Genomic DNA, 20,503 nt, shown 5'->3' on the forward strand with positions numbered 1-20,503 from the left:
CGGACTTCCATGGTGGCTGGACGAGCGACCGCAATCGCTGCAAAGCGGCCTGCCGGGATGGCTATTCAAGGCTGGGTGCGGTAGTTAGCGTGTACTCAAGGACTGGCAGCTATCGACCCAAATCAGTCGTCGCCAACCTACCATAGCGATCGGCCTCCAAGCTCGCATATCGCGGGCATCCGACCCGGCAATCCGCCTTGTGCGCTGAGACGGGCTCTCCCGATCGATGCGCCGCAGCATACGAGTAGCTGAAGGCATCGCGCTGCCTCGATGGTTGGATAGTGCTTTCGGGAGGCAAGCACCCTTTGTACTCGTGCCATCATTGGTCCCACAGTCTGGATTGTCTTTGGGGAGAAAGCATGAACAACATCGCAGGCCAAATAATTTCGTGCCCGCAACAGCGCGTAATTCACCACGTCATGGATCGCGCTCGGCTTCCGGCTTTCGACGCAGGCGATGGCGATGCGATCGGCCCGTACGACGGCATGCTTGATACCGTCGAGGTTGCCTATCGGCGGCGAGCCCGCTTCTTCCTGTCATTCGGCATGTGCTTCTCGCAGTTAGGGACGCTTCCTGGCGAACTGCGCCTGTCCATCGAACCGCTCCATCCGCTCCCCGACCTCGATCACAACCAGCGCATCGTGGACCTGCTGAGGACCCTTGGAGTCAAGACGCCAACTGATGACCAGGGACTCAGCTTTATCTCGCGCTCCATGGTGAACGCCTACAACCCGGCGGCGTCGCTTTTCGATAATGTGGATGCCCCATCCTCCCACCCGGACCTGTTTCTTTTCGACCCCTTGACGGGATTCGTCATGTGGCCCCAGGATGGAAAAATTCGCAACACTTGGCTTGGAAACCAGCGGGATCTCGTCCAACTGCAGACTCAGCCTACCGCCATAAAGGATGTGCTGCTGCGAGGGCCCTCAGACCACTTCTGCCTCGGGCGTTCGCTAATGATGCGACTTGTAGGCCCGCTATTGCCTCGACGGCGCGTGGTGCACGACGATGACGCTGGCATCCCAACGCTTGTTGTGAACGACCAAGCTGAGCTCGATGGTCTTGTCGACGACTTGCGAATCGCCTGCGAACGGTCGCCCCTCAAGGTCTCGGTCGTGTTTCGAGGCCAGTCTCGGGAGCACCGGCTACCTGACCGGAGAAACTTAGTGGCAGCACTCGTCACGCCGTATTCCGATGTTCGCGATCACAGTATCGTGCCCTCGCTGTATCGCCACTATGACGCGTTCCTTAACGACCCTAACCATTTCCGCGCGTTCGCCGCACACATGCTGGACTGGCACTTCTACTCCGATATGGCGTTTGGTGACCCCGTCAACTATTTCACATTGGACGGGCAACCGTACCTACCGAAGCCCTTGACCGGACCTGCCGCTGCGTCGTGCCAGGTGTTCGCGGGCGACAGTTCGGATTTGCCCCGCGCCTTCGACGGCGTTGAGCCGCACTCTGTCTTGACAGTGACCGGTTCTGACGGGAGCGTGATTGACACCTATGTGAAGCGCCACAACCTAGGCTTCGGCAATGTGAGGCGCAACCTCATCTTGCAGCACTACGGTGCACCGACTCCTTACATCGACGTGACGCGCGACATCAGGGTGGCCGAGTGGTTCGCATTTAACAAGATAACCGTCGAGCCGACCGGCCTGTCAACCAGCGGCATGCTGCCTGCCCCGTTTAGTGGCTCGGCTATCTATGTGTTTTTTGTTCCGGAAGGGCTGGCACCCATGGTCGACACCGAGCACTTAGTAACGCCAGATCAGGCGTTGAGGCCCCATCGCCAAGCTTGCGCGCTCCTGGGTGGTGCCGGCAATCTGTACCGAAACGCGGTAAGCCGATTCGTCGGCCTGAAGATCAAGTTTGCCGATGGATTTCGCCCGACGGGGCTGCAGACCGCAAGACATCTCTTCCCCGGACCCGATGAGGACGATATGTTGAAGCGTATCTTGGCGCTCTATAAGGCGCCCGACGATCTGCCAAAGCACTTTCCCGTGTACTGGTTTCCGGAGTGATCTTTGGTTCCATCCTGTGTTTCGCGACGTCCAAGACAGTCGCTTCAAACCAAAGGCCGTAGCACCTTCCTAAAAATGTGCTCCGCCTGCTCCTGCCCCCGCGTCGGGTGATTCAACACATCCAGCCAGACCTGGATCACATCGGCCACCATCACCCCATCCCGGCGCACAGCCCCACGAAACGTCGATTCCGGAAACCTCGCCACCCGTAGCAACACGTGCGGCGCTTCCTTCGGAAACGGCTGGAGGGCATTCCATGGATTGCTTCCCGGAGTCGCCAGGTTGAACCGAGGCATGTGACGGACGCAGATGCACCTGGGAACGCCGCTCACATGTCCCACGCGGAGCCCATCCGCTGCCGCAAACAGCCCCAGGCAGGCATCTCCTTCGACTTTGTTCAAGAGCTCTTGAACACGCTCGCCAATTTGTATGTTGGCCAAGAACCGGGCAGGCACATCTGGAGTGCCGTAGGGCGCCACTGAACTCCAGCGCTCAAACAGCTCCTCTCTCTGCACCAGCGTGAGGAATTCTTGAGACTCCAGTAGGAATCTCTCGCGCCGCAGCTGCTGCAAGAACCTGGAGGCGGTCATCGCAGAAACCTGGGCGGCCCGCGCAAGCTCCACCCCATTGCGGTACCGGCCCCGGGGAGCGTTCAGCATCCCTTCTGGCAACTCTGGCGCCAACAAGACCTTCAGCATCCACTGGTTCAGATCAGAAAACAGGTTGTCCGTGCGAATCTGGGTGCCCTTGACCTGTCGTGGTCTGAAGGGCGCGGAGACGTTGAGGCCATCCAATCCCTCCCCCAGAAACTCACTCGCTCCCTCTGCAGAGACGAAGCCCACGGCAACCTCCGCCGCAAACTCCTGCGTAAAAGCCATCACATTGGCAACGAGCGCTCTCGGCGCATGGTCCACGTGCACCACGGCCATGGGCATGGATCCACGCGACTGAAGGGCATATGCCCGGGCCTCAAGAACGGCTTGGGACAACAGCGGAATCACCCGGTCCGCCCGCCCTTCTGATGTGGCTTTGAGTACAACCCCGTAGCGCTTACCCCGCCGCCGAACGACGAGGTCTGGCCCCGTGCTGCCGGGTTCACTGGCCTGGGCCTTCCAATCCTTGGATTCGAACAGCCCAGCCACGCGCTGCAAGGCTTGCGCGGTTCGTTGGGATGACTTGGGGGTGGGCATGGCGGTGGCGTGGTAACACGGCCATGTTATCTAACACGCGCGTGGTAGGCAAACACGCGGGTCGAAGTCTTCACACTGAGGCCCAGCCCCAGGGTTGCGAGTGCTGGGGCACAAGACCAGAATGCAGCATGGTCAACCCCAACGACGCCCGCCCCCCACAAGTTCTGACGGACCTGGTCCACCGGATCGTGTTGGAGTCGGGCAACCCCGAGGGATTCAGCGCCGAGGCTTGGCTGCAGGAGTGGCTGGCGGCGCCACTTCCCGCCTTCGGAAACCGCCGTCCTTGGGATGTACTGCAAGAACCCGAAGGGCTGGCGTTGATCCAAGCAACGCTTCTGAAAATCCAGAAAGGCAGCTTCGCCTAGATCCTTCGTGGCGGTCCACAGCGCATGCCGCGCAGCTGGGCCTCAGGCCTTCGCAGCCTGGCGCATCTTCTTCTCGGCCTTGGCTGGCCCCATGTTCACCAGTTCCTCAATCTTCGCCAGCTGTTTGGTCCGGGGCTGGGCCTGCCCCTTCTCCCACCGCGAGTACGAGAGTGGAGAGACGGCCAGCAGGGCCGCCATTTGAAGCTGGGTGGCGCCCAATGCATTGCGCATCTGCGCCAGCATCTCCGGCGCGAATACGAACTCCTCGCGCGCGGCGCGTTTCGACACTTTGGGTTGATCAGATGGCGCAGCCACACCCCCAACCTTGGTTTGACGCTGAGTCGACTTCAGCTGCGAAGTGAGGCTCTTCACTTCTCGCTTCAGAGCGGCGATCTCGGAACGTTGGCCAGTGATCGCCTTGCGCATGCCCTGAAGTTCAGGCTTTAGCTCCTTGCGCGCCATGCGAACAACTTCAGCGCGAAAGGCATTAGAAAATGTATTCATATGCCCGATGGTAACTTTGACCACTTAACGCGCACTTAGGGGCTGGTGCGCAGCCGGTGTCGCAATCCTTCTTCGTCTCCGCAAAAAACAAAACCGCCAGAGGCCTAAGCCCTTGGCGGCTTTTGTTTCGGTTGTGGCCGAGAACGCTGTACTTACTTTCCAGCCTTGTCCGCCTTGCGCTTGGCAGCCTTGGTGTCCACCACCGCCTTGAACTTCGCACCCGCCACGAACTTCGGCACCGTGCTCGCCGGGATCTTCAGCGCTGCACCGGTCGAGGGGTTCTTGCCCGTGCGTGCTGCACGCTTGGCCGACTTGAAGGTGCCGAAGCCGACCAGCTGCACGGCATCGCCCTTCTTGACGGCGGTCTGGATGGTGTCGATCAGCGTTTCCAGCACTGCATTGGCTGCGGTCTTGGAAAGGTCATTCTTGGAAGCCAGGATTTCAACGAGTTCTGCGCGGTTCATGGATGCTCACGTGTAGAGGTTGGAAAGGACCGATTTATAACCTCGCCCCTGACACGGCCCTTGCTGCCACTCAATGCTGCAGTGCACTTTTTGGCAAAAACTCCACTCCGGTTCTCTTCACCAGTTCCTGATAACTGATCGGCCGTCCCACTGTCTCCCCCTCGCGGTTCTCCTGCCAGTGTGCCCAGGCCCTTTGGGTCGTGGCGTCGTACACCAGCTTGTACAGATAGGTCGGCACCTTCACCCCGTTGGCTCCAATGCGTGGCCCCGCATCCGTGAACACCGGCCCGGTGATCACAAACACATCCCCCTTGGCCCGCTTCACATAGTGCCGCGTGTCCTGCTCGATCTTGTTCCAGGCGCCCCCGTTGTGCTGAGCGTTTTGAGGGACCATGTTCGCCAGACTGAAGCTCTGGGCCATTGCCGTTGGCGTGGGCATGTCTCCTGCAGGGGCCATGTGCCCTCGGGAGTAGCCAGAGTTCTTGTAGTCCTCCAGCTCCGCCCGCTCGCCACTGGGCAAGCGCGCATCTGCAAAGAAGCGCTTCGCCCGCTTCTCGTCAGCATCCTCAATGCGCCTGCGGTTCAACCGCTGGGCCACGAACACCGGTGTCTTGGTGGTCCCGGAGTGCAGCACCGCAAACGCCTCGTAGCAAAGCTCCCGCAACTGCGGCCGGGGCGTGATGGCGGGTGGTGTGCCGTTCGCAAAGAACTGCGGGCACTGCGCAAAGGAGGTGGGCTCGGGCGTGAGCAGCGCCGCACTGTCGAACTGCGGAGAACGTGCCCAGGAAAGATTCGGGAGAGCAACGCCGGCCAGAGACAGGGCCAGCACAGCTGCCAGGCGCACACGGCCAGGCCAAGAGAACAAACGATTCACAGCAGGGGCATTCGAGTCGGTTTTGACGGAGCCCGATTGGAGCACCGATCACCTCTCGCTTCTGGCCCGAATGCTCGGATCCCGCAGGGTTTTACAGCTGCTTGCAGAGATGGGGTCCACAAACAGAAAGGGCTCCCAAAGGGAGCCCGATCTGCCTGCCCGCCCCTGCGGTTCAGTTAACACTCCCCATGGCAGCAGCACCCGCAAATGCAAAGTGCCACCACCCTGGGAAGTCCCGCAACTGCTTCAATCCAACTCAAGCAGTTGGTCTACCCATTACATGGCGCTGAATTCGCCGTGGGGAATCTGGCCGGTGCGCAGGGCTTCAGCAGCCTGGGCACGCACAGCGGCGCGGTCAGCCGTGGACTTGTAGGTCACCACGCGCGAGCCTGCGGGTTCCATGCTGTGGGTCTTGGCTTCCACTACAGCTTCGGCTTGCACTTCAGCGCGGGTGCGGTTCGTGTCGAACTTCAGGGCGAATTGCGAGCCATCGGCTTCGTCAGCGTGGGCGCCAAACGAGGCGAAAGCAGCAACAGCAGCGATGGAGAGGAAACGGGCGGTCTTGTTCATGATGAGAATCCTTAAAAGCTAAAAAAAGCGTCTCAAAAAAGCCGGGTCAAAAACCATTCCTGAACCGGGTTCGGTGAGTCGCCTTGCGGGTTCGGCTCATCGATGGGATGAACTGTACGCCGATGGTGTTCAGAGAAAAACCACCCAGTCGCAAACTAACTGTTCCAGTATTGAAAACAATCTTTCGGAACCTTCTTACGCCGTTTCTCCACGCCTTCGCTTCGCATTCAGCGCTCCTTTAGCTCGCCTTCAACTCCGCCAAAAACTCCCGCGCATTGAGCTGGCTCTTGTCCTCCATGCAGTTGTTGAACACCGTATGCGTATACCGCACCGACCGCGCAATCGGGCTGTACCGATGGGCCAGTGCCTGCAGCTCGACGGAGGTGTACGCATAGTCAAACCGCTCGGCTGCGGACTTGGCTGGCATCCCATAGGCCACTTCATTGCGCCCATGCAGCCTGAGCAGCGCATGGTCAGGGTGGGTGGTCTCCCAGATGGCAGGAACGCTGTGCGGCGATCCTTGCGGCCCATCCACGATGGTGTGGACCAGACCCAGGCTCTTGAGTAGGCCCAGGGTGTCTGCCGTCACCGCATCGTTCTCCCACCAGCTTGGATGCCGGAACTCGATGCTCAAGGTGTGACCTGGAAGATGCTGCACACAATGCTCGATGTGGGCCATGGCGGCGGGGTGGCGCACTACCTTCGGCGAGAACTGGAAGTGCACCAGACCCAGCTTGCCGTTGACCTGTAAGGGCACCAGACAGGCCACAAAGCGCTTCCAGAGTTCCTCCCGAAACTCCGCTGCCATATCCTTGTAGACCATGCGCCGCCCAGGCCCCAGAGCCTCCTTGATGTCCTTGGGCAAAACGTCTGTGCTGGTCCACTGTCCAGTGAACAGGCTGAAAGCTTTCACGTTGAACACAAACCCAGGCGGTGTGCGTTCTGCCCAGTGCTGGGCCGTAGTGACTGTAGGGATGGCGTAGTAGCTGGTGTCCACCTCCACCAGGTTGAACTGCGAGGCGTAAAAGCGCAGCCGTGCTTCGGGTGTCTTGGCCGTGGGCGGATAGAACTTGCCGCAATCGAGCAAGGTCTTGTCCGACCAGGAGGCAGTCCCGACCAAGGGATTGAAGCCATGACTGTGAGGGGCGAAAGAGTGCTCCATGGGGAGGCCTCCTTGGGTTCATGCTACATGCGCATTTGCGGCAAAAAGCTGTATATTTATCCAGTATTCAACCACAGGAGAAGCAGCGCCATGCAAGTCATCGAATCCACCTATGTCGTCACCCTGCGCGACTACCCCGAAGAGATCCCTGCCAAGGAGCGCATTGCCGCAGAAACCCGGTACGCCAAGGCCCTGGAAAAGCAACTCGGCGGCCCCGAGCAGGTGGCCGCCGCCCTGGACACCATGCACAGCCTGGAAGAGTCGCCACCCGAGGTGGTGTCTCCTAGCGATCTCACTTTGCTCAAGGCCTGGGGCAAGGCCAGCGCGGCAGCCAAGCAGGCGGGGTTCCGGGATCTGGGAGAAGGGGATGGAGCGTACTTTGAAGTTCGGCTGGTGTGAGGGTGAAGATCCACTGAGGACACGCCATGCCGATCGAATCGCCCTGGAACTACCCGACGCTGATGTGCACGCCACCGGGTGGAGCCGGTGGTGTGTTCCTGACGGAGACCGTGCTGCCGCTGGAGGCGGAGGCCTATGCGATCACGCAGGAGGGTGATATCTGGCGGGTGATGGTGAAGCACTCGGGTGTAGTGCTTTACGAGGGGCCCGGGCCTGTGGAGCTGGTGGAGTCGCCTGCGCCGTTTTAAAGCAAACCGATTGCACCGCACCAGCTACCGGTTGTATGGTGCATCAGCCAGCAAGGAGTCGATATGTCGATAGACCGTGCCAACTATCCCGGGGTGCCGGAAGACTTTCCGGTGGCCGCAGTGCCGTCTGCTGTTGCGGGTGCCCAGCCCAAGATGAACCTGGTTGAGGAAGGTGGGAAGTTCTATGCCCCGGGCACGTCGCCAGGCGAGGTCATGGCGGCCTTCCAGATGTGTGACGATCTGGTCTCACAGATGGTGCCGTACTGCCAAAGAAAGCTGGCGACCTACGAAGGCAACCAGGAGGCGACAGTGAAGGCTGCGTTGAAGGGGCTGCTGGCCAAGCGATGGTGTACCGATGCGCAGTGCGTGTGGATCATGCGCAGGGTGGTGGATGAGTTGCAGTGGACTGTGGGTGATGGCGCTTTGAAAGTCTGACGCACCAGCGCGATAGCCTTGTTCCCCTGGCACTACAGAACTGACTGCCCTGGCAGTCCATGAATCTGTAAAAACCAAGCCCGTTCCGCAGCGACCCCTGCGAATGTGAGATTTTTTAGTTGCATTTGTTTTGGTTCAGTTGAAGATGTTTGCCACCGTCGTGCACTTCGCTCGCGGCCAGTACAAACTCGAGGGGGAACCATGGAGAGGATGCAATTTGGAAAAATCGCGCGCGCGTGCGCAATGTTTTGCGCATGCGCATGCGCAACAGCAGCACTAGCGGAGCCGGAAACCGAGATGGCTGCCATCAAACAGTCGCTGGAGCTTGAGAAACTTAAGCTGAGCGTGGAGAAAGACCGCGCGGAGCTTTACAAATCACTAGTACCGGATTTGTCCGATTTCAAGCGCGAAGCGCCCAAGACGACGCCCGAGGTCGTCGCGACGAGTACGCGTCTCGCGTATTCACAAGCAGCTTTGTTGGCGAACGAACTGGCTACCCAAGTAAAAGACAACGCGGGTAACGTCAACGAAATTCTCCTGGACTCGCCGCACCTTCTTGGATATCTCTCCTCTTTGACTTCGGTGGAAACGTTGCTTGAGTCGAACAAGAGGTCTGTGGAGAACCTCACCACCAATCTCGACGCGATGGTGGCAGTCAAACCCCCGGTCCCCCCGCCTAATAGGAAGGCTAAGAGCCTCCCGGCTGTATCTGCGATTCTTCCGGTCATTGAACTCGGTTTCGCGGTTGCTTCCGCGCTCCGCCCAAGCTACGTTATGGGGGGAAGTCGGCATGAAGACCTATCTACTAGGGTCCTCAGAGCACAGGTGGTCTCGAAGCTAGGAGTTACTCAGGCGAGGAAGGACGGCAAGACTGGGGCGACTGCAATCCTCCCCGCGATCTCTGTGTACGACGTGGATACCGCGATCAAATGGCCTGAAGCTCCCGAAAAAGTACTCGACGGCAAGGTCAAGGATCTCCGTGATGCCATCGACAAGGCGCGGAACTCTCTGCGCGCGGCCGACACACATGTGAAAAAGCTGACCGACGAGGCGAAGCCTGCCGACCCCGACGGAAAGCCGGATCCCGCATTGACTGCCCATGCCGCGGTGATCGCCGCGCAGGCCAAGGCCCTTACGACTGACGTCGACAATTCGGCGAAGTATCTCGTCGCACTTCATACGCCATCCGACACGGGGCTAATCCCTCTCATCGCTGCCAAGCGTGGACTCTGGCTTAAGGACAGGCTAGACAAGGATCCACCCAGGCTCACGCTCACAAGCTTGGTGGCGGCGACCGACATCGTCGCCGCCGACGGTTGGTTCAAGGGCCTGAGGGTTTCGGTGGCGGGTAACACCATCGTGGAATGGCGCCTCGTCTTCCCCGACGGTAGGGTCGCCACGGGGGCGGCGCAATCCTGCGAGGACCCGACTAAGCCGATTTGCCAGCCGTTGATCTTGCGTGCGGACGATCAGGTGCGCGCACCCAGCGATAAGACTAAGGACACATCCGCAGCAGCTGGTGGCTGATCACCGAATTGCCATTTGAGCCGATGGTGTCGAGTGGGCGGAGCTCACGGATGCATCGCCAATTCGGACAACGAACGCTTGCTGGTCGGCTTCGACGTATTCAACTGGAGAAACACCCTATGTCTCGCAAAGGTCTCTATCTGACAATTGGTGTCAACAGCCTCGACTCCGCCGCTTATGGAGGCCCAGGAACACTCGGAGGTTGTGAAAACGACGCACGCGACATGGCGCGCATCGCCGAGGACCAAGGCTTCTCTGGCGCCACACTGCTCACCGCTAATGCGACATCAGCCTCAGTGCTCACTGAGATGCGCAGAGTCGCGGGCAATCTTGACTCCGGCGATATCTTTCTGCTGACCTTCTCGGGCCACGGCGGGCAAGTTCCCGACATCAACGGCGACGGCGAGACGGATGAGCTTGACGAGACTTGGTGCCTGTATGACCGACAGCTGATCGATGACGAACTCTACGCCATGTGGAACGAGTTCAAGTCTGGAGTGCGAATTCTGGTCATCTCTGACAGTTGCAACAGCGGTACTGTCGCCAAGTCACTCTTTCGACAAGTGAAGCATAGGCCGTTCGATCTAGGTTCGCCGGAGGACATGCATCTCGCGTTCACGCTCAATAGTGACTTCATTGCAGGCTTGCGTGGCGGTCCTGGCAAATTGATCAAGGGTCTTCCGCTTCGGCGCTCGATGGCTAACTACGCGCGATTCAAAGACGACTATGACAAGCTCCAGCAAGCGGCTGGACCGAGCGCCAAGTCAGCCTCGAGTCTAGCGGCTAGCGTCATTCTTATCTCTGGATGTCAGGACGGAGAGTCCTCCTGGGACAATGGCACGGGGGGGGATTTCACGCAGGCACTTAAGAAGGCTTGGGCCGGCGGCCAATTCAAGGGCACTCACCATGACTTCTGGACAGCCATAGCGGCCGGGGACCTTGAGCCCTCACAAAACCCCAACTACTACCCTGTAGGGGCGGAGAATCCTGATTTCGAGCGCGAGCGCCCATTCACCATCTAGCCTGAATCGACTGTTAGCTCCCGAGCCAGGGCGGTCGACGAAAGTGCGGTGCAAACTAAGACGGTGCGCGCCACGTATAGCCGCCGCAGCTCGGAACGAACGCGCGAAGATTTCGCTCGGACAAAAAAAAGGGGAGGTTTGGTTTGGCGACAAGAGCTGGCTCTCATGCTGGACGTGGTTTTCGATATCAAGATGCGGTTGCGGCAAGCCTTGCCGTAGAAGGCTTTGTAGGACAGTCTGGGGACGGCAGCGTTGTCCCTGAAGGGGGTGACGACCTTGAGCTCAAGACGACCAGCACTAGAACGCTCGCGCAGGTTAAGTCGCGACGCGACCACATGGGCCCGTTTTCAGCTCACTCAGTGGCGGGTTTCGTCAGGAAAATGTGGGACGGAAAGGGGCTTCAACCTGACGACCAATTTTTGCTGGTGCTCGAGAGCAACGTTGGCGAACGCCGCACTGCGGTCCGCCAGTGTCAGGAACTTTCCGCCTATCCGACCGTTGTAGCCGAGTTGAAGGGACGCAAGGGGCTGGCTGGCCTCATTGCGCGAACCAAGGTGCTTGTGCTGCCTGACCCTCGCGGAAGCGCAGTAGCTCAGATTTCGGCCAGGCAGGCCTGCACCTACTTCGAAGCCGAGATGTACTTTGCGGACCTCCTGGGCGTGGTCGGGCATCTTTCTGATGACAACGGCACACGCGCGGCGAACGCCTATCTTGGGCTTGCCGTGTCCGATGTCCAGCAGCGGTTCGACGCTCTACAGCCGCTTTTGACATCAGCGGTGGTCGAGGCAGCGCTGACCGAGGGCTTGTGTTCAGCTGTGGATTTCCTTACGCCCGATGAGGATCCGCTGTTCTACATGGGTGTCGATGCGCAGGCATCGCACGTAGCCGCAGGACTCGTTGTAGAACGCTCTGAGCTGCGTGCAGCCGTTCTCGAAGGGCTGGAGAGCCGCAGAAACGCGCTCATTCACGGCGCTTCCGGCTCAGGAAAGTCCGCAGTCCTTTGGGAAGCCGCGTACGCCAGTCGCCACGCAGTGCGTTGGTTTCAGGTTCAGCGTCTGCCGCCAGACGCAATTGCGTCGCTTGTCCAGCTTGCGCGCTCCAGAAGGGCAACTGCAGATGCCCCCGTTGGCTTCATCATCGATGACGTTGGCCGAGGGTTCTCGGAGGGGTGGACCGCATTGACTGCGGAGGTAAATCGCACACCCGGGCTGCTGCTCTTGGCATCTGTACGAGAGGAGGATCGATACCCGCTGAAAGATAGCCGTCGCGCTGCCCAGGTCAAGGTTCAGGGTGACGACATCCTGGCGGAGCGAGTGTGGCGAGAGCTGAGGGATAGAGGGCAAACCGCTTGGCAAGGATGGCGAGAACCTTGGGCGCTGGCGGCTGGTCACCTGCTTGAGTACACCCACGTGCTTACGCAGGGTCATCGATTGAGCGAGACGCTGCACGCGCAGGTTGCGGCGCGCATGAACGATGTCACTCGACACGATGAGTTGGACGTCTTGAGAGTGGTGGCTTGTGCGAACGCCGCAGGTTGCAGTGTCGAGGTGTCAGAGTTGCCACGAGTATTGGCCAAGCCCACGCCTGCGGTCTCGCTCGCACTGACCAGACTCAAGGATGAGCACCTGGTTCAAGACGCACAGGACGGCAGGATCGTGGGGCTGCACGAGTTGAGGTCAACAGAGCTGCTACGCCTGTCTCACGAGTTCCCGCCGCCCATTTTGTCAACGACGGCTGCAGCTGCGGTTTGGCTGGTGCCGGCATCCGAGATGTCTCGATTCCTCGAGCGCACGCTCTCTAAGCAACCCGGATGCGATGACGCCGTAATTGAAGGTCTGGCGCTCAGGTTGAAGGCCGCACCGACACCGGCGCTTTTCGGCGCGATTCTGACGGGCCTGGACCGCGCGAACGCACATCGGGTGATAGGACGATGGCTCCACACCGCGGAAGCACAAGCGGTGGCGAAGTCTTTGCAGGGCACGCCTGCCGGATTCGCGATTGGCGACATTGAGCCACCGGATATTGGTCCGACGGTGGCTGCGTCCCGACGCTTCACTGAGATCAGAACTGAGATCATCGCTTCTGGTTTGACCGCTCGCCTTTTGGCTCGGTTGGCTCCAAGCGACCTGCGGCGCGTGCTGCAGGCGGCGAGCAGCATGGGAGACTTGACGCGGCTCATGGCTTCGCTGCTCGGTCAAGTCATCCCGAATTCGCACTTGGATGAGATGGCCGCACTTTCCCCCCCGCTCATCGACGCAGACTTTCAGGCCGTAGTCTCTTTACTCCAGGTCACAGCCAGGGTCAACAGACCGCTGGCAATTCGCTGGGTCGATGCAGTGGGGCAGGACGCGTTGTTTCGCCGGTTCTCCGACAATGTGGCCTGGGCTGAGGCACCGAGCTTGAGGGAATGTCCGGAAGGTCAGGAGGTTCGCTCAGACATCTGGTTTGTGGCAACGTCCGTGCAGACCGATCTCAACAACGAGGTGTATCAGACCTGTGAGACCTTGCTGGCGCTGACACCTGTGGCCAATATTGTGTCCAGCGATGCGCTCGGAGCTGACGGGGCCGTCGCTCCGTCCACAGTCGGAGATTTCCCGCTTGCCCGCAAACGCATGCCCAGGGCGAACGTTCCCGCGCCCGAGCAGGTCGCCCGCAATCGTGCGTGGCTAGCCATACTCAACACCAACTTGGCTACTGAGAGCTACACCGCCTATCTAGCGCAATGCCTGGATCTGCTTCGTCTTCTCGTCCCAAATCTCAGAGCGCTTCTTGACGGGCAGTTCAGAGGAAAGTCAGATGCCACGGCGCTCAACGCCCTAGGGCGCGTCTACGAGGCAGCCCAAGGTTTGGTGGGACCACAGGAGGAGCCGCCAACTGGTGAGGCCCAGGGGTGGTCGAGGCTGCCCTCGATCCTTTCCAGTTGCTCCACGGACCTCGTCCGCAGGTTTCTTGCGCTGCCGCAGGGTGCTCCAGCCTACATGGGTTGGCTTGCTGACATCCAGAAGAGCATCACCATTGCGGCGTCCGAGGAGCCATGGGATGTGTTGTCAATTGAGGCCCCGAAAGAGCTAGATGAGCTGCGGCGCCTCGCGGAAATGTTGCAGACGATGGCCGGGGAGGCTGGGAAAAGAGGGCTGCAGCCGTTCGTCGCCCACCGGTGTCGGACGGCACCAAAGGGGAGTGCGCTTGGCAAGGCGGCACTCGCCGCGCGCCGATATCGCGAAGCCGAGTTCAAGGATCTGGAAGAGAGGCTGAGGACCGAGCTGACCAAGATTAGCCCTGGCATCGGCGTTTATCTGCTGGCTGAGGCCACAATTCCCGAGGTGTGGCCGCCTGCGGATGTGCTGGTCACGTTGCCTGTGAATACCGATGGAACAGATGTGGACCTAGCGAGTGACTGGCCAGCTTGGCGCGCTCTCGTGGACGACGGGCGCAAGATTTGCGTTCTGCCTGTGATGAACGGGCTCGGATTGACGAACCTCGCTACCTCTGGCTCCGATAGGTTGTACCCGGTTCTACCAAATGAACTGGCGCAACCCTGGTGCGCCGTCGCAGGACTCGATGCAGCTCCGCTGGATTCGCTGAACGGATTTACGCGTCTCACCAACCCTTTGGCAGAACTCCAAGGCATTGATGCGTACTGGAGCAGCAAGGGAACCAGGACGCCCGAGGAAGAGCGCATCTATCAGGCGGTCTCCGAGACTCTCGACGATGCGAGGAAGGCTTGGAGCAATTTGGGGCTCACGGATGACATCAAGGGGGCTGGCCTGCAACTCGTGGATGCGGCTCTTCAAGGTGAGTTCCCAATTGCCAATGCCGCCGCAAGGCTGCTGCGAGGCGAACGAACCGAGACCATCGAACTGATCGAGTCATTCGTCTTTGCGTTTACCTTGTTCGACTGTCAGCCTACAGACGTGGCCGACGTCGAGAATTGGTGAAGATCGAGCGGGTTGTCCTCCGAGAAGTTATGGGAATCAATTCCGCTGGCGTAGGCGCATAAGACTACTAGCGCTGTGCACAAGCTCGACGATGACAATCATGATCTACACCAACACGCTCAAGGTAATGGTGGCACGGCGGAACCCGTTGGAATCCTCCTAGGTGCCGATATGTTGCAAAGTAGCGATTGCTGAACTTCCGGAATCTGTCTCTTACCGTCCCCCGGCGTAGTCCGCTAAGCAGCGATTGCTGTCGCTCAATTCGGCCAACCAAACTCTCGCTAGCTAGCACTAAGCGGTCATTGGGCTCGGGCGTTCGGCGCCTATTCTGGCCGCCGCTCCCCGAGGTCTGGCGGCCATACCCCCTCCTGGGGGTTAGTGGGTCACTTCTGCGTGGAAATCAACACATTGGTAGTAGAACGTGCTGCGTGGCAGGCCTGCGACATGCTCCAGGTATGCCAATTTATGGTGATACCTCAACCCGGCAATCAGATGCGCTTTGTCGGCGCAGCTGATCTCTTCGACCGAATCAAGGCCTGCAATTTTTTTAGGTACGCGGCCTCAGCGCGCAGTCGTTCGTTCTCTTCTCTTCGGGTTTGCGCTGCGTCGGCGGCAACCTTGTTCGACGGCGCTGCGCAGCGACCTTCCTGTTTCATCTTGGGACGCTCTTCTTTCTCATTCTCAACAGCCTGCAGGCGGTGTTGATCGAGATTGCGTCGCCAGACCACGACTTGGTTGGGATTGCGGATGTCATAGATCGCCGCGACCTGGCGGCTGGAGAGCTGTTCGCGATCCTGATGGGACAGTACCTGCAGTTTGGACTGCGCACTGTACGTGCTGCGCTTGGGGCGCAATCCGTCTATGCCGTGCAGGCGGTAGTGGCTCACCCAAGTGCGGATCTTCTCCTCAGGCACCGACCATTGACGCGCCAGCAGCTTCGCCCCACCATCCCGAGCCAAAAGCTCATAACCACTTTGAGCTTGAACCCTGTTTGGTACTTTTCATGAACCCCTTAAAGTTTGTCCAACTTCTGGGGGTCAGTTCAACACTGGGGCGATTCAAACGTCTGCCAGTGAAGCGACGCGCGTCCACAGCGCGCCGCTAACTCACTTAATGGTGCTGCGGACTCGTCGCAGCCCCCCTACCAGCAGTATCAGCTCGCGAGGTCAGCCAGTGCCTCTTTGACACCTTCCTCTTGCAATGGACGGTCCGCACCGGGAAGGTGCAAAGCTGCTTCAAAGGGCACTGGGGTGGCACAGTCCTTATGGATGGCGCCATCCTTCATCACCAATTGCACCTTGGCAGGGTCCAGCAGCAAGGCCAGGTTTTTCAGCGGATTGCCATCCACCAGCACGATGTCAGCGAGATAGCCTGGCTTCAACATGCCCAGCTCGTTAGGCCGTTGCATGATCTCGCCGCCCAGTTGGGTGGCCGAGCGCAGGGCCTCGGCTGGCGTCATGCCGATGTAGTCGACAAAGTATTGCAAATCGTTGGCGTTGGTGCCGTGCGGCATCCAGGCAAAGCCGTAGTCGCCTCCGGGCAGGATGCGGATGCCACGCTTGTGCATCTTGCGCAGGGTTTCCGCGGCAATCTCCAGCTCGCGCTTGTAGCCCATGGCCTCGGCCACTGCCGGGCTGATACCGTACTCCGACGCATTGAAGTTGGTGCGGACCAGCCAGGCTATACCGGGTGCGACGAAGTGCTTGTCCTTGTTGGCTTCCAGCAAATCCAGTGCTTCTTCGTCCGCAAAGCTGGCGTGGTAGATCAGCTCGATGCCGTGACGCACACACTGCTTCACCGATTCGGCCGAGCGGGCATGCGCTGCGATGCGCTTGCCGTACCGGTGGGCCTCAGCAGCCAGCATCGCCACCTCGTCTTCCGCAAACGGGGATTGCTCGGCGGCAATGCCGGCGATGTACTCGCCCGAAAGGTTGATCTTCAGGTGGTCAACGCCGTACTTGATGAAGGTGCGGGCGGACTTTCGGATTTCCTCAGGGCCTGTGCAAACGCTGCCGAAGCTCAATTCGTCGAACTTCATGTGCGGCAGGCTGTTGTCGCCCAAGGCCCCGATGGTGGTGATCTCCTGGCTGCCCGCCAAATAACGTGGGCCAGGGAACTCGCCGGCGTTGACGGCATTGCGCAGCACGACATCCAGTCGCGGCTTGGCGGCAGCAGCGCCGATCGCGGAGGTCCAGCCCATGTCCAGATAGCGTTTGGCCACTCGCACGCACCACAGGATGTGTTCTTCTGGCGGCATGAACTGGATCGCAGCCAGCGAGGGTTGATCATTCCACGAGAAGTGCGTGTGGGCCTCTGTCATGCCCGGCATCAGGAATCGCCCCTTGCCATCGATGACGCGGGCGCCATCGGTGTTGACGTGCTGCGGTGCGCGTACCACGTTGACGATGCGCTGGCCTTCGACCAGCACCTCGCCCAGGAAGGTGTCTTCGCCGCTGCCGTCGAAGATGTTGACGTTGGTGAATGCAATTTTGGACATGACAGTCTCCTACGGCTCCTCAAAGGGGGTCGTTTTTTGTGGTTGAAAAAGGAAATCGAAAAGGACTAGCAAACTTCGGCGTAAAACGCCTGCAGGGCCTGTACGCAGGCCTGAGACTGCTCGAACGGTGTCCAATGGCCGCAAGCACCGAACACGGTCATTCGGCTGCCGGGGATGCGCTGGTGCATCACCGTCACGTTGGCCATCGGCGCCACGCCATCTTGGTCACCGGTGAGCAGCAGCGTGGGCACGTTGAGGCTTTCGATGGCAGCGGACTGGGCCTCGGCCAGCGCCTGGCAGCTCTGTGCGTAGCCTTCAGGAGGCTGGCGCATCAAGCTTTCGCGTACCAAGGCCAGCACAGCGGGCTGCTGAGCCTTCGTCTCAGCGCTGGTCGCACCTTTGACGATGGCATCTGCGATCTCCTGCATCGCAGCCATGCCGGTACGCGCCAAGGCGGCACGCGCAAGGATGTTCGGGCGCGCCGCCTCAGGAGGCGCCACCAAAGGGCCCAACAGCGCCAAGGACTTCACCCGACCAGGGTGTTGCACCGCGAGGTGTTGTGCAACGATGGTGCCCAGCGAATGGGCGACCAGGTGCACGGCGCCGATCCTCAGCTCGTCCAGTATCTGCGTCAGCGCTGCAACATACAGATCGATCGACAACGGTTGAACCGTCAGAGCTGAACGGGCACTGCCCGGCAGATCGGGTCGAATCACCTTGCAGCCTTTGAAGGCTTCTAAAAGAGGCGTCCAGGTGTTTGACGATCCGCCCAGGCCGTGGATGCACAGCACGGGGGTGCCGTCACCATCGACCTCGACCGCCAGGCCGTGAATGAACTGAGTGCTCATGGTGTCAGCCTCAAACGAACTTGTTTTCGATGGCGCCGATGCCATCGATCTCGACCCGCACCACATCACCCGCCTGGAGGTAACGCGGTGGCTTCAGACCCATGCCCACACCGGCAGGCGTGCCGGTGGCGATCATGTCGCCCGGAAACAGCGTGATGCCACGCGAGACGGTTTCGATTAACGCGGGGATGTCGAAGATCATGTTTTCTGTGGGACCGTCCTGGCGCAACTCGCCATTGACCCAGCAGCGCACCCGGGTCCGGGTACCGTCAAGCTCATCGGCTGTCACAGCCCAGGGGCCAGTTGGGCAAAAGGTGTCGAACGACTTGCCCATGTCCCACTGTTGGTGGCGCATCTGAACATCCCGAGCGGTCACGTCGTTGACGATGGTGTAGCCCCAGACATGGCCCATGGCGTCTGCTTGGCTGATGTTCTTGCCCCCCTTGCCAATGATCACCATCAACTCGGCCTCGTAGTCAATCTGGTCGGACACACCCACCGGCAATTGAATATCATCGAACGGGCCCACCACACAGTCGGGCACCTTGGTGAAAACGATGGGCCAGGACTCAGGGTTGGCGTCGTTGTCCTTGAACACCGAGGCCTGCAGCTCTTTGGCATGGGCGTGGTAGTTGCGTCCCACACACCAGACGTTGCGGCGCGGCGTGGGGATGGGGGCGTCCAGGGTCACGTCGTTGACTGGAATCGGGGCACCGCCGGCCTCTGGCAGCGCGTGCCCTTCGTTCAGCAACTCAATGATGGCCAAAACACCCTGCTCAGCCTGTTGTGGTGTCAGCGCCAAAGGCGTGATGGATTGACCATCGGCTGATACGGTGCCCACTTGCCGTAGCCCACCAGAAAAATAGGTTGCGATGCGCACGGAGTTCTCCTTCGTTTGAACCTTGAGGAACGACCTGCTGAAGTAGCGAGTCACGATGGCTTGACTGTAGGAACTCAAGCTCCTGCGCGCTTATCGTCCAATCCGTTGACTTATCGCAAAGTCTGATCCGGTCCTTGGTGCTTTCCCTAAATTGAATATTTCGGGCCTTTCATGCGAAGCATCGCTCTGCGATAGTCCACTCCCAGGAGACCCAACAAGATATGAGTGAAGCCTATGCCCTGCGCGAAGGCGCCTTTGGGCGTGCAGTCGTGCTCGACCTGCGCGGCGATCTCGTGGCCCATGCACACGCAGAAACCCAGTTCGCCTTTTGGCTGGGCGGCGGCCGCGTGCAAGCCCATTTGGGGGCAGAACTTGTGTCCTACAGCGAGAACGTCGCATTGGGAACCAACGCCTACGAATCGCACGATGCACGCCTGCTGGACAAGAACCAACCCGCCATCTTCCTGGTGCTCTACATCAGCAAGCCGTGGCTGGACGAGCGTCGCGCTGCCAGCGGCCGACCGTTCTTCTTCCCATCGCCTCGGGTTCCTATCAGTCCGGCGCTGCGCCAAGCCTGCTGGCGTTTGCTGGACCTGATCATCTCGGTGAACGCCAACGCCCTGGACAGGCTGGAACAAGAGGTCGAAGCGCTGATCATCACCGCGATCGATGCCACGCTGGCCCCCGTGATCGAGCCACCACGCAGTCGCTCGCCCATGTTGGATCACCGCTTGCGCGCCGCCATCGCCTACATGCGGGAGCACGTGGCCAACCCCATCGCGGTGGAAGACGTCGCGGACAAGGTCGGTCTGTCACGCGCGCACTATTTCTCGCTGTTTCGGGATCAGTTGCACACCACACCCCAAGTGTTCTGGAGTGCGGTGCGCGTGGAGGAGGCCGTCAAGCGTCTGGTGCTGCAGGACGAGCCGCTGACCTCAGTCGCCATGGAACTGGGGTTTTCATCGCCGGGTAATTTTTCACGCTTTTTCCGGGAACACATGGGAGTGACGCCTTCCAAGTTCAGGCGGGTGGCCTCTGGGCCGGATCAGCATCCACTGACCGGCATCGCAGAGAGCTAGCGCCACGAGGCTGCCGAACCCGCGAGCAAGCCTGGGCAGCTCGCATCCAGCGCCAGGCGCCTGGCGCCTGGCGCAACACCGCACCCTGGCTCAGCTCAGACGACCGCCACCGTCCACGTGCAGCACTTCACCCGTCAGATAGGCGTTGCCCAACACGAAGAGAGCAGCCTGGGCCAGGTCGGCCGGAGCACCGAGCCAAGCGCTATCGGAATGTATTGGTTGACTTGACTAGCATCGGACCTCGAAGTGCCGTCTTGAGCCGTAAGCACTTTTCCAAACTCTTAGCAGAGCACTTTGGGTCGATTGCGCCAATTTGCGGTCGGTGTGGACAGCCATTGACCCATGCCGAACTTCGGGGCACAGCGACCGCTCGTCCGCACACTTTGAACGACCGATCCTGAGTCCGCACCAATCAGGTGGGCACGAACAGTTCAATGACCAGTCTTGGAATGAACTGTCATACAGGTGCCAATA

The 20,503-nt window shown here is 59.9% G+C and carries 19 protein-coding genes; 9 read left to right on the top strand and 10 right to left on the bottom strand.

Translation table 11 applies throughout. The features are described 5' to 3' along the window. Positions 1-359: 359 nt before the first annotated feature. The gene (locus tag LPA35_RS10010) at positions 360-2,027 is read left to right on the top strand and encodes an FRG domain-containing protein (protein ID WP_228896864.1); all 1,668 of its coding nucleotides are present in this window, start codon (positions 360-362) and stop codon (positions 2,025-2,027) included. A gap of 44 nt (positions 2,028-2,071) precedes the next feature. On the opposite strand, the gene LPA35_RS10015 is transcribed toward LPA35_RS10010, so the two are convergent. Next, the gene (locus LPA35_RS10015; RefSeq protein WP_228896865.1) at positions 2,072-3,217 is read right to left on the bottom strand and encodes a hypothetical protein; all 1,146 of its coding nucleotides are present in this window, start codon (positions 3,215-3,217) and stop codon (positions 2,072-2,074) included. A 128-nt stretch (positions 3,218-3,345) separates the two neighbouring features. Here LPA35_RS10015 and LPA35_RS10020 point away from each other — a divergent pair, with 128 nt between their 5' ends. Next, entirely contained in the window at positions 3,346-3,582 is a 237-nt protein-coding gene (locus LPA35_RS10020; protein WP_228896866.1) for an MbcA/ParS/Xre antitoxin family protein, read from the top strand. A 42-nt stretch (positions 3,583-3,624) separates the two neighbouring features. Here the strand turns inward: LPA35_RS10020 and LPA35_RS10025 are convergent, their stop codons facing one another. From LPA35_RS10025 to LPA35_RS10045, 5 genes are all read right to left on the bottom strand, one after another. Beyond that, positions 3,625-4,086, bottom strand: coding sequence for a helix-turn-helix transcriptional regulator (locus LPA35_RS10025; RefSeq protein ID WP_228896867.1), 462 nt, complete (start codon positions 4,084-4,086; stop codon positions 3,625-3,627). A 152-nt stretch (positions 4,087-4,238) separates the two neighbouring features. Then, entirely contained in the window at positions 4,239-4,550 is a 312-nt protein-coding gene (locus LPA35_RS10030; protein ID WP_228896868.1) for an HU family DNA-binding protein, read from the bottom strand. Between the two features lie 70 nt (positions 4,551-4,620). Then, a complete protein-coding gene (locus LPA35_RS10035) occupies positions 4,621-5,424 on the bottom strand; it encodes a DNA/RNA non-specific endonuclease (protein ID WP_228896869.1) in 804 nt (267 codons plus the stop codon). A 276-nt stretch (positions 5,425-5,700) separates the two neighbouring features. Next, positions 5,701-5,994, bottom strand: coding sequence for a DUF4148 domain-containing protein (locus LPA35_RS10040; protein WP_228896870.1), 294 nt, complete (start codon positions 5,992-5,994; stop codon positions 5,701-5,703). A gap of 238 nt (positions 5,995-6,232) precedes the next feature. Then, complete coding sequence (locus tag LPA35_RS10045) at positions 6,233-7,156, bottom strand: DUF72 domain-containing protein (protein WP_228896871.1); 924 nt, start codon at positions 7,154-7,156, stop codon at positions 6,233-6,235. A gap of 90 nt (positions 7,157-7,246) precedes the next feature. Here LPA35_RS10045 and LPA35_RS10050 point away from each other — a divergent pair, with 90 nt between their 5' ends. From LPA35_RS10050 to LPA35_RS10075, 6 genes are all read left to right on the top strand, one after another. Beyond that, a complete protein-coding gene (locus LPA35_RS10050) occupies positions 7,247-7,555 on the top strand; it encodes a hypothetical protein (RefSeq protein ID WP_228896872.1) in 309 nt (102 codons plus the stop codon). A 26-nt stretch (positions 7,556-7,581) separates the two neighbouring features. Continuing rightward, on the top strand, positions 7,582-7,803 hold the full coding sequence (locus tag LPA35_RS10055; protein ID WP_228896873.1) for a hypothetical protein: 222 nt from the start codon (positions 7,582-7,584) through the stop codon (positions 7,801-7,803). A gap of 63 nt (positions 7,804-7,866) precedes the next feature. Further along, a complete protein-coding gene (locus tag LPA35_RS10060) occupies positions 7,867-8,238 on the top strand; it encodes a hypothetical protein (RefSeq protein WP_228896874.1) in 372 nt (123 codons plus the stop codon). Positions 8,239-8,535: 297 nt separating this feature from the next. Then, positions 8,536-9,765 carry a hypothetical protein gene (locus tag LPA35_RS10065; protein WP_228896875.1) on the top strand — a complete coding sequence of 410 codons (1,230 nt, stop codon included), beginning with the start codon at positions 8,536-8,538 and terminating at the stop codon, positions 9,763-9,765. A 119-nt stretch (positions 9,766-9,884) separates the two neighbouring features. Next, positions 9,885-10,787, top strand: a complete 903-nt coding sequence (locus LPA35_RS10070) for a caspase family protein (protein WP_228896876.1) — start codon at positions 9,885-9,887, stop codon at positions 10,785-10,787. Between the two features lie 359 nt (positions 10,788-11,146). Then, positions 11,147-14,725 (top strand): hypothetical protein, encoded by a 3,579-nt coding sequence (locus LPA35_RS10075; protein ID WP_228896877.1) that lies wholly within the window; start codon positions 11,147-11,149, stop codon positions 14,723-14,725. A 488-nt stretch (positions 14,726-15,213) separates the two neighbouring features. Here the strand turns inward: LPA35_RS10075 and LPA35_RS10080 are convergent, their stop codons facing one another. The 4 genes from LPA35_RS10080 to LPA35_RS10095 all read right to left on the bottom strand — a co-directional run bounded on the left by LPA35_RS10080 (position 15,214) and on the right by LPA35_RS10095 (position 18,950). Beyond that, entirely contained in the window at positions 15,214-15,612 is a 399-nt protein-coding gene (locus LPA35_RS10080; protein WP_140426212.1) for a hypothetical protein, read from the bottom strand. A 266-nt stretch (positions 15,613-15,878) separates the two neighbouring features. Beyond that, complete coding sequence (locus LPA35_RS10085) at positions 15,879-17,222, bottom strand: amidohydrolase family protein (protein ID WP_057226039.1); 1,344 nt, start codon at positions 17,220-17,222, stop codon at positions 15,879-15,881. A 65-nt stretch (positions 17,223-17,287) separates the two neighbouring features. Then, complete coding sequence (locus tag LPA35_RS10090; RefSeq protein ID WP_057226037.1) at positions 17,288-18,070, bottom strand: alpha/beta fold hydrolase; 783 nt, start codon at positions 18,068-18,070, stop codon at positions 17,288-17,290. Positions 18,071-18,080: 10 nt separating this feature from the next. After that, positions 18,081-18,950, bottom strand: coding sequence for a fumarylacetoacetate hydrolase family protein (locus LPA35_RS10095; protein WP_228896878.1), 870 nt, complete (start codon positions 18,948-18,950; stop codon positions 18,081-18,083). Between the two features lie 221 nt (positions 18,951-19,171). Between LPA35_RS10095 and LPA35_RS10100 the strand changes: the two genes are divergently transcribed. Continuing rightward, entirely contained in the window at positions 19,172-20,029 is an 858-nt protein-coding gene (locus LPA35_RS10100) for an AraC family transcriptional regulator (protein ID WP_057226033.1), read from the top strand. Positions 20,030-20,503 lie beyond the last annotated feature (474 nt).

The sequence above is a fragment of the Acidovorax sp. Leaf73 genome (assembly GCF_916855635.1).
GTDB lineage: Bacteria > Pseudomonadota > Gammaproteobacteria > Burkholderiales > Burkholderiaceae_C > Acidovorax > Acidovorax facilis.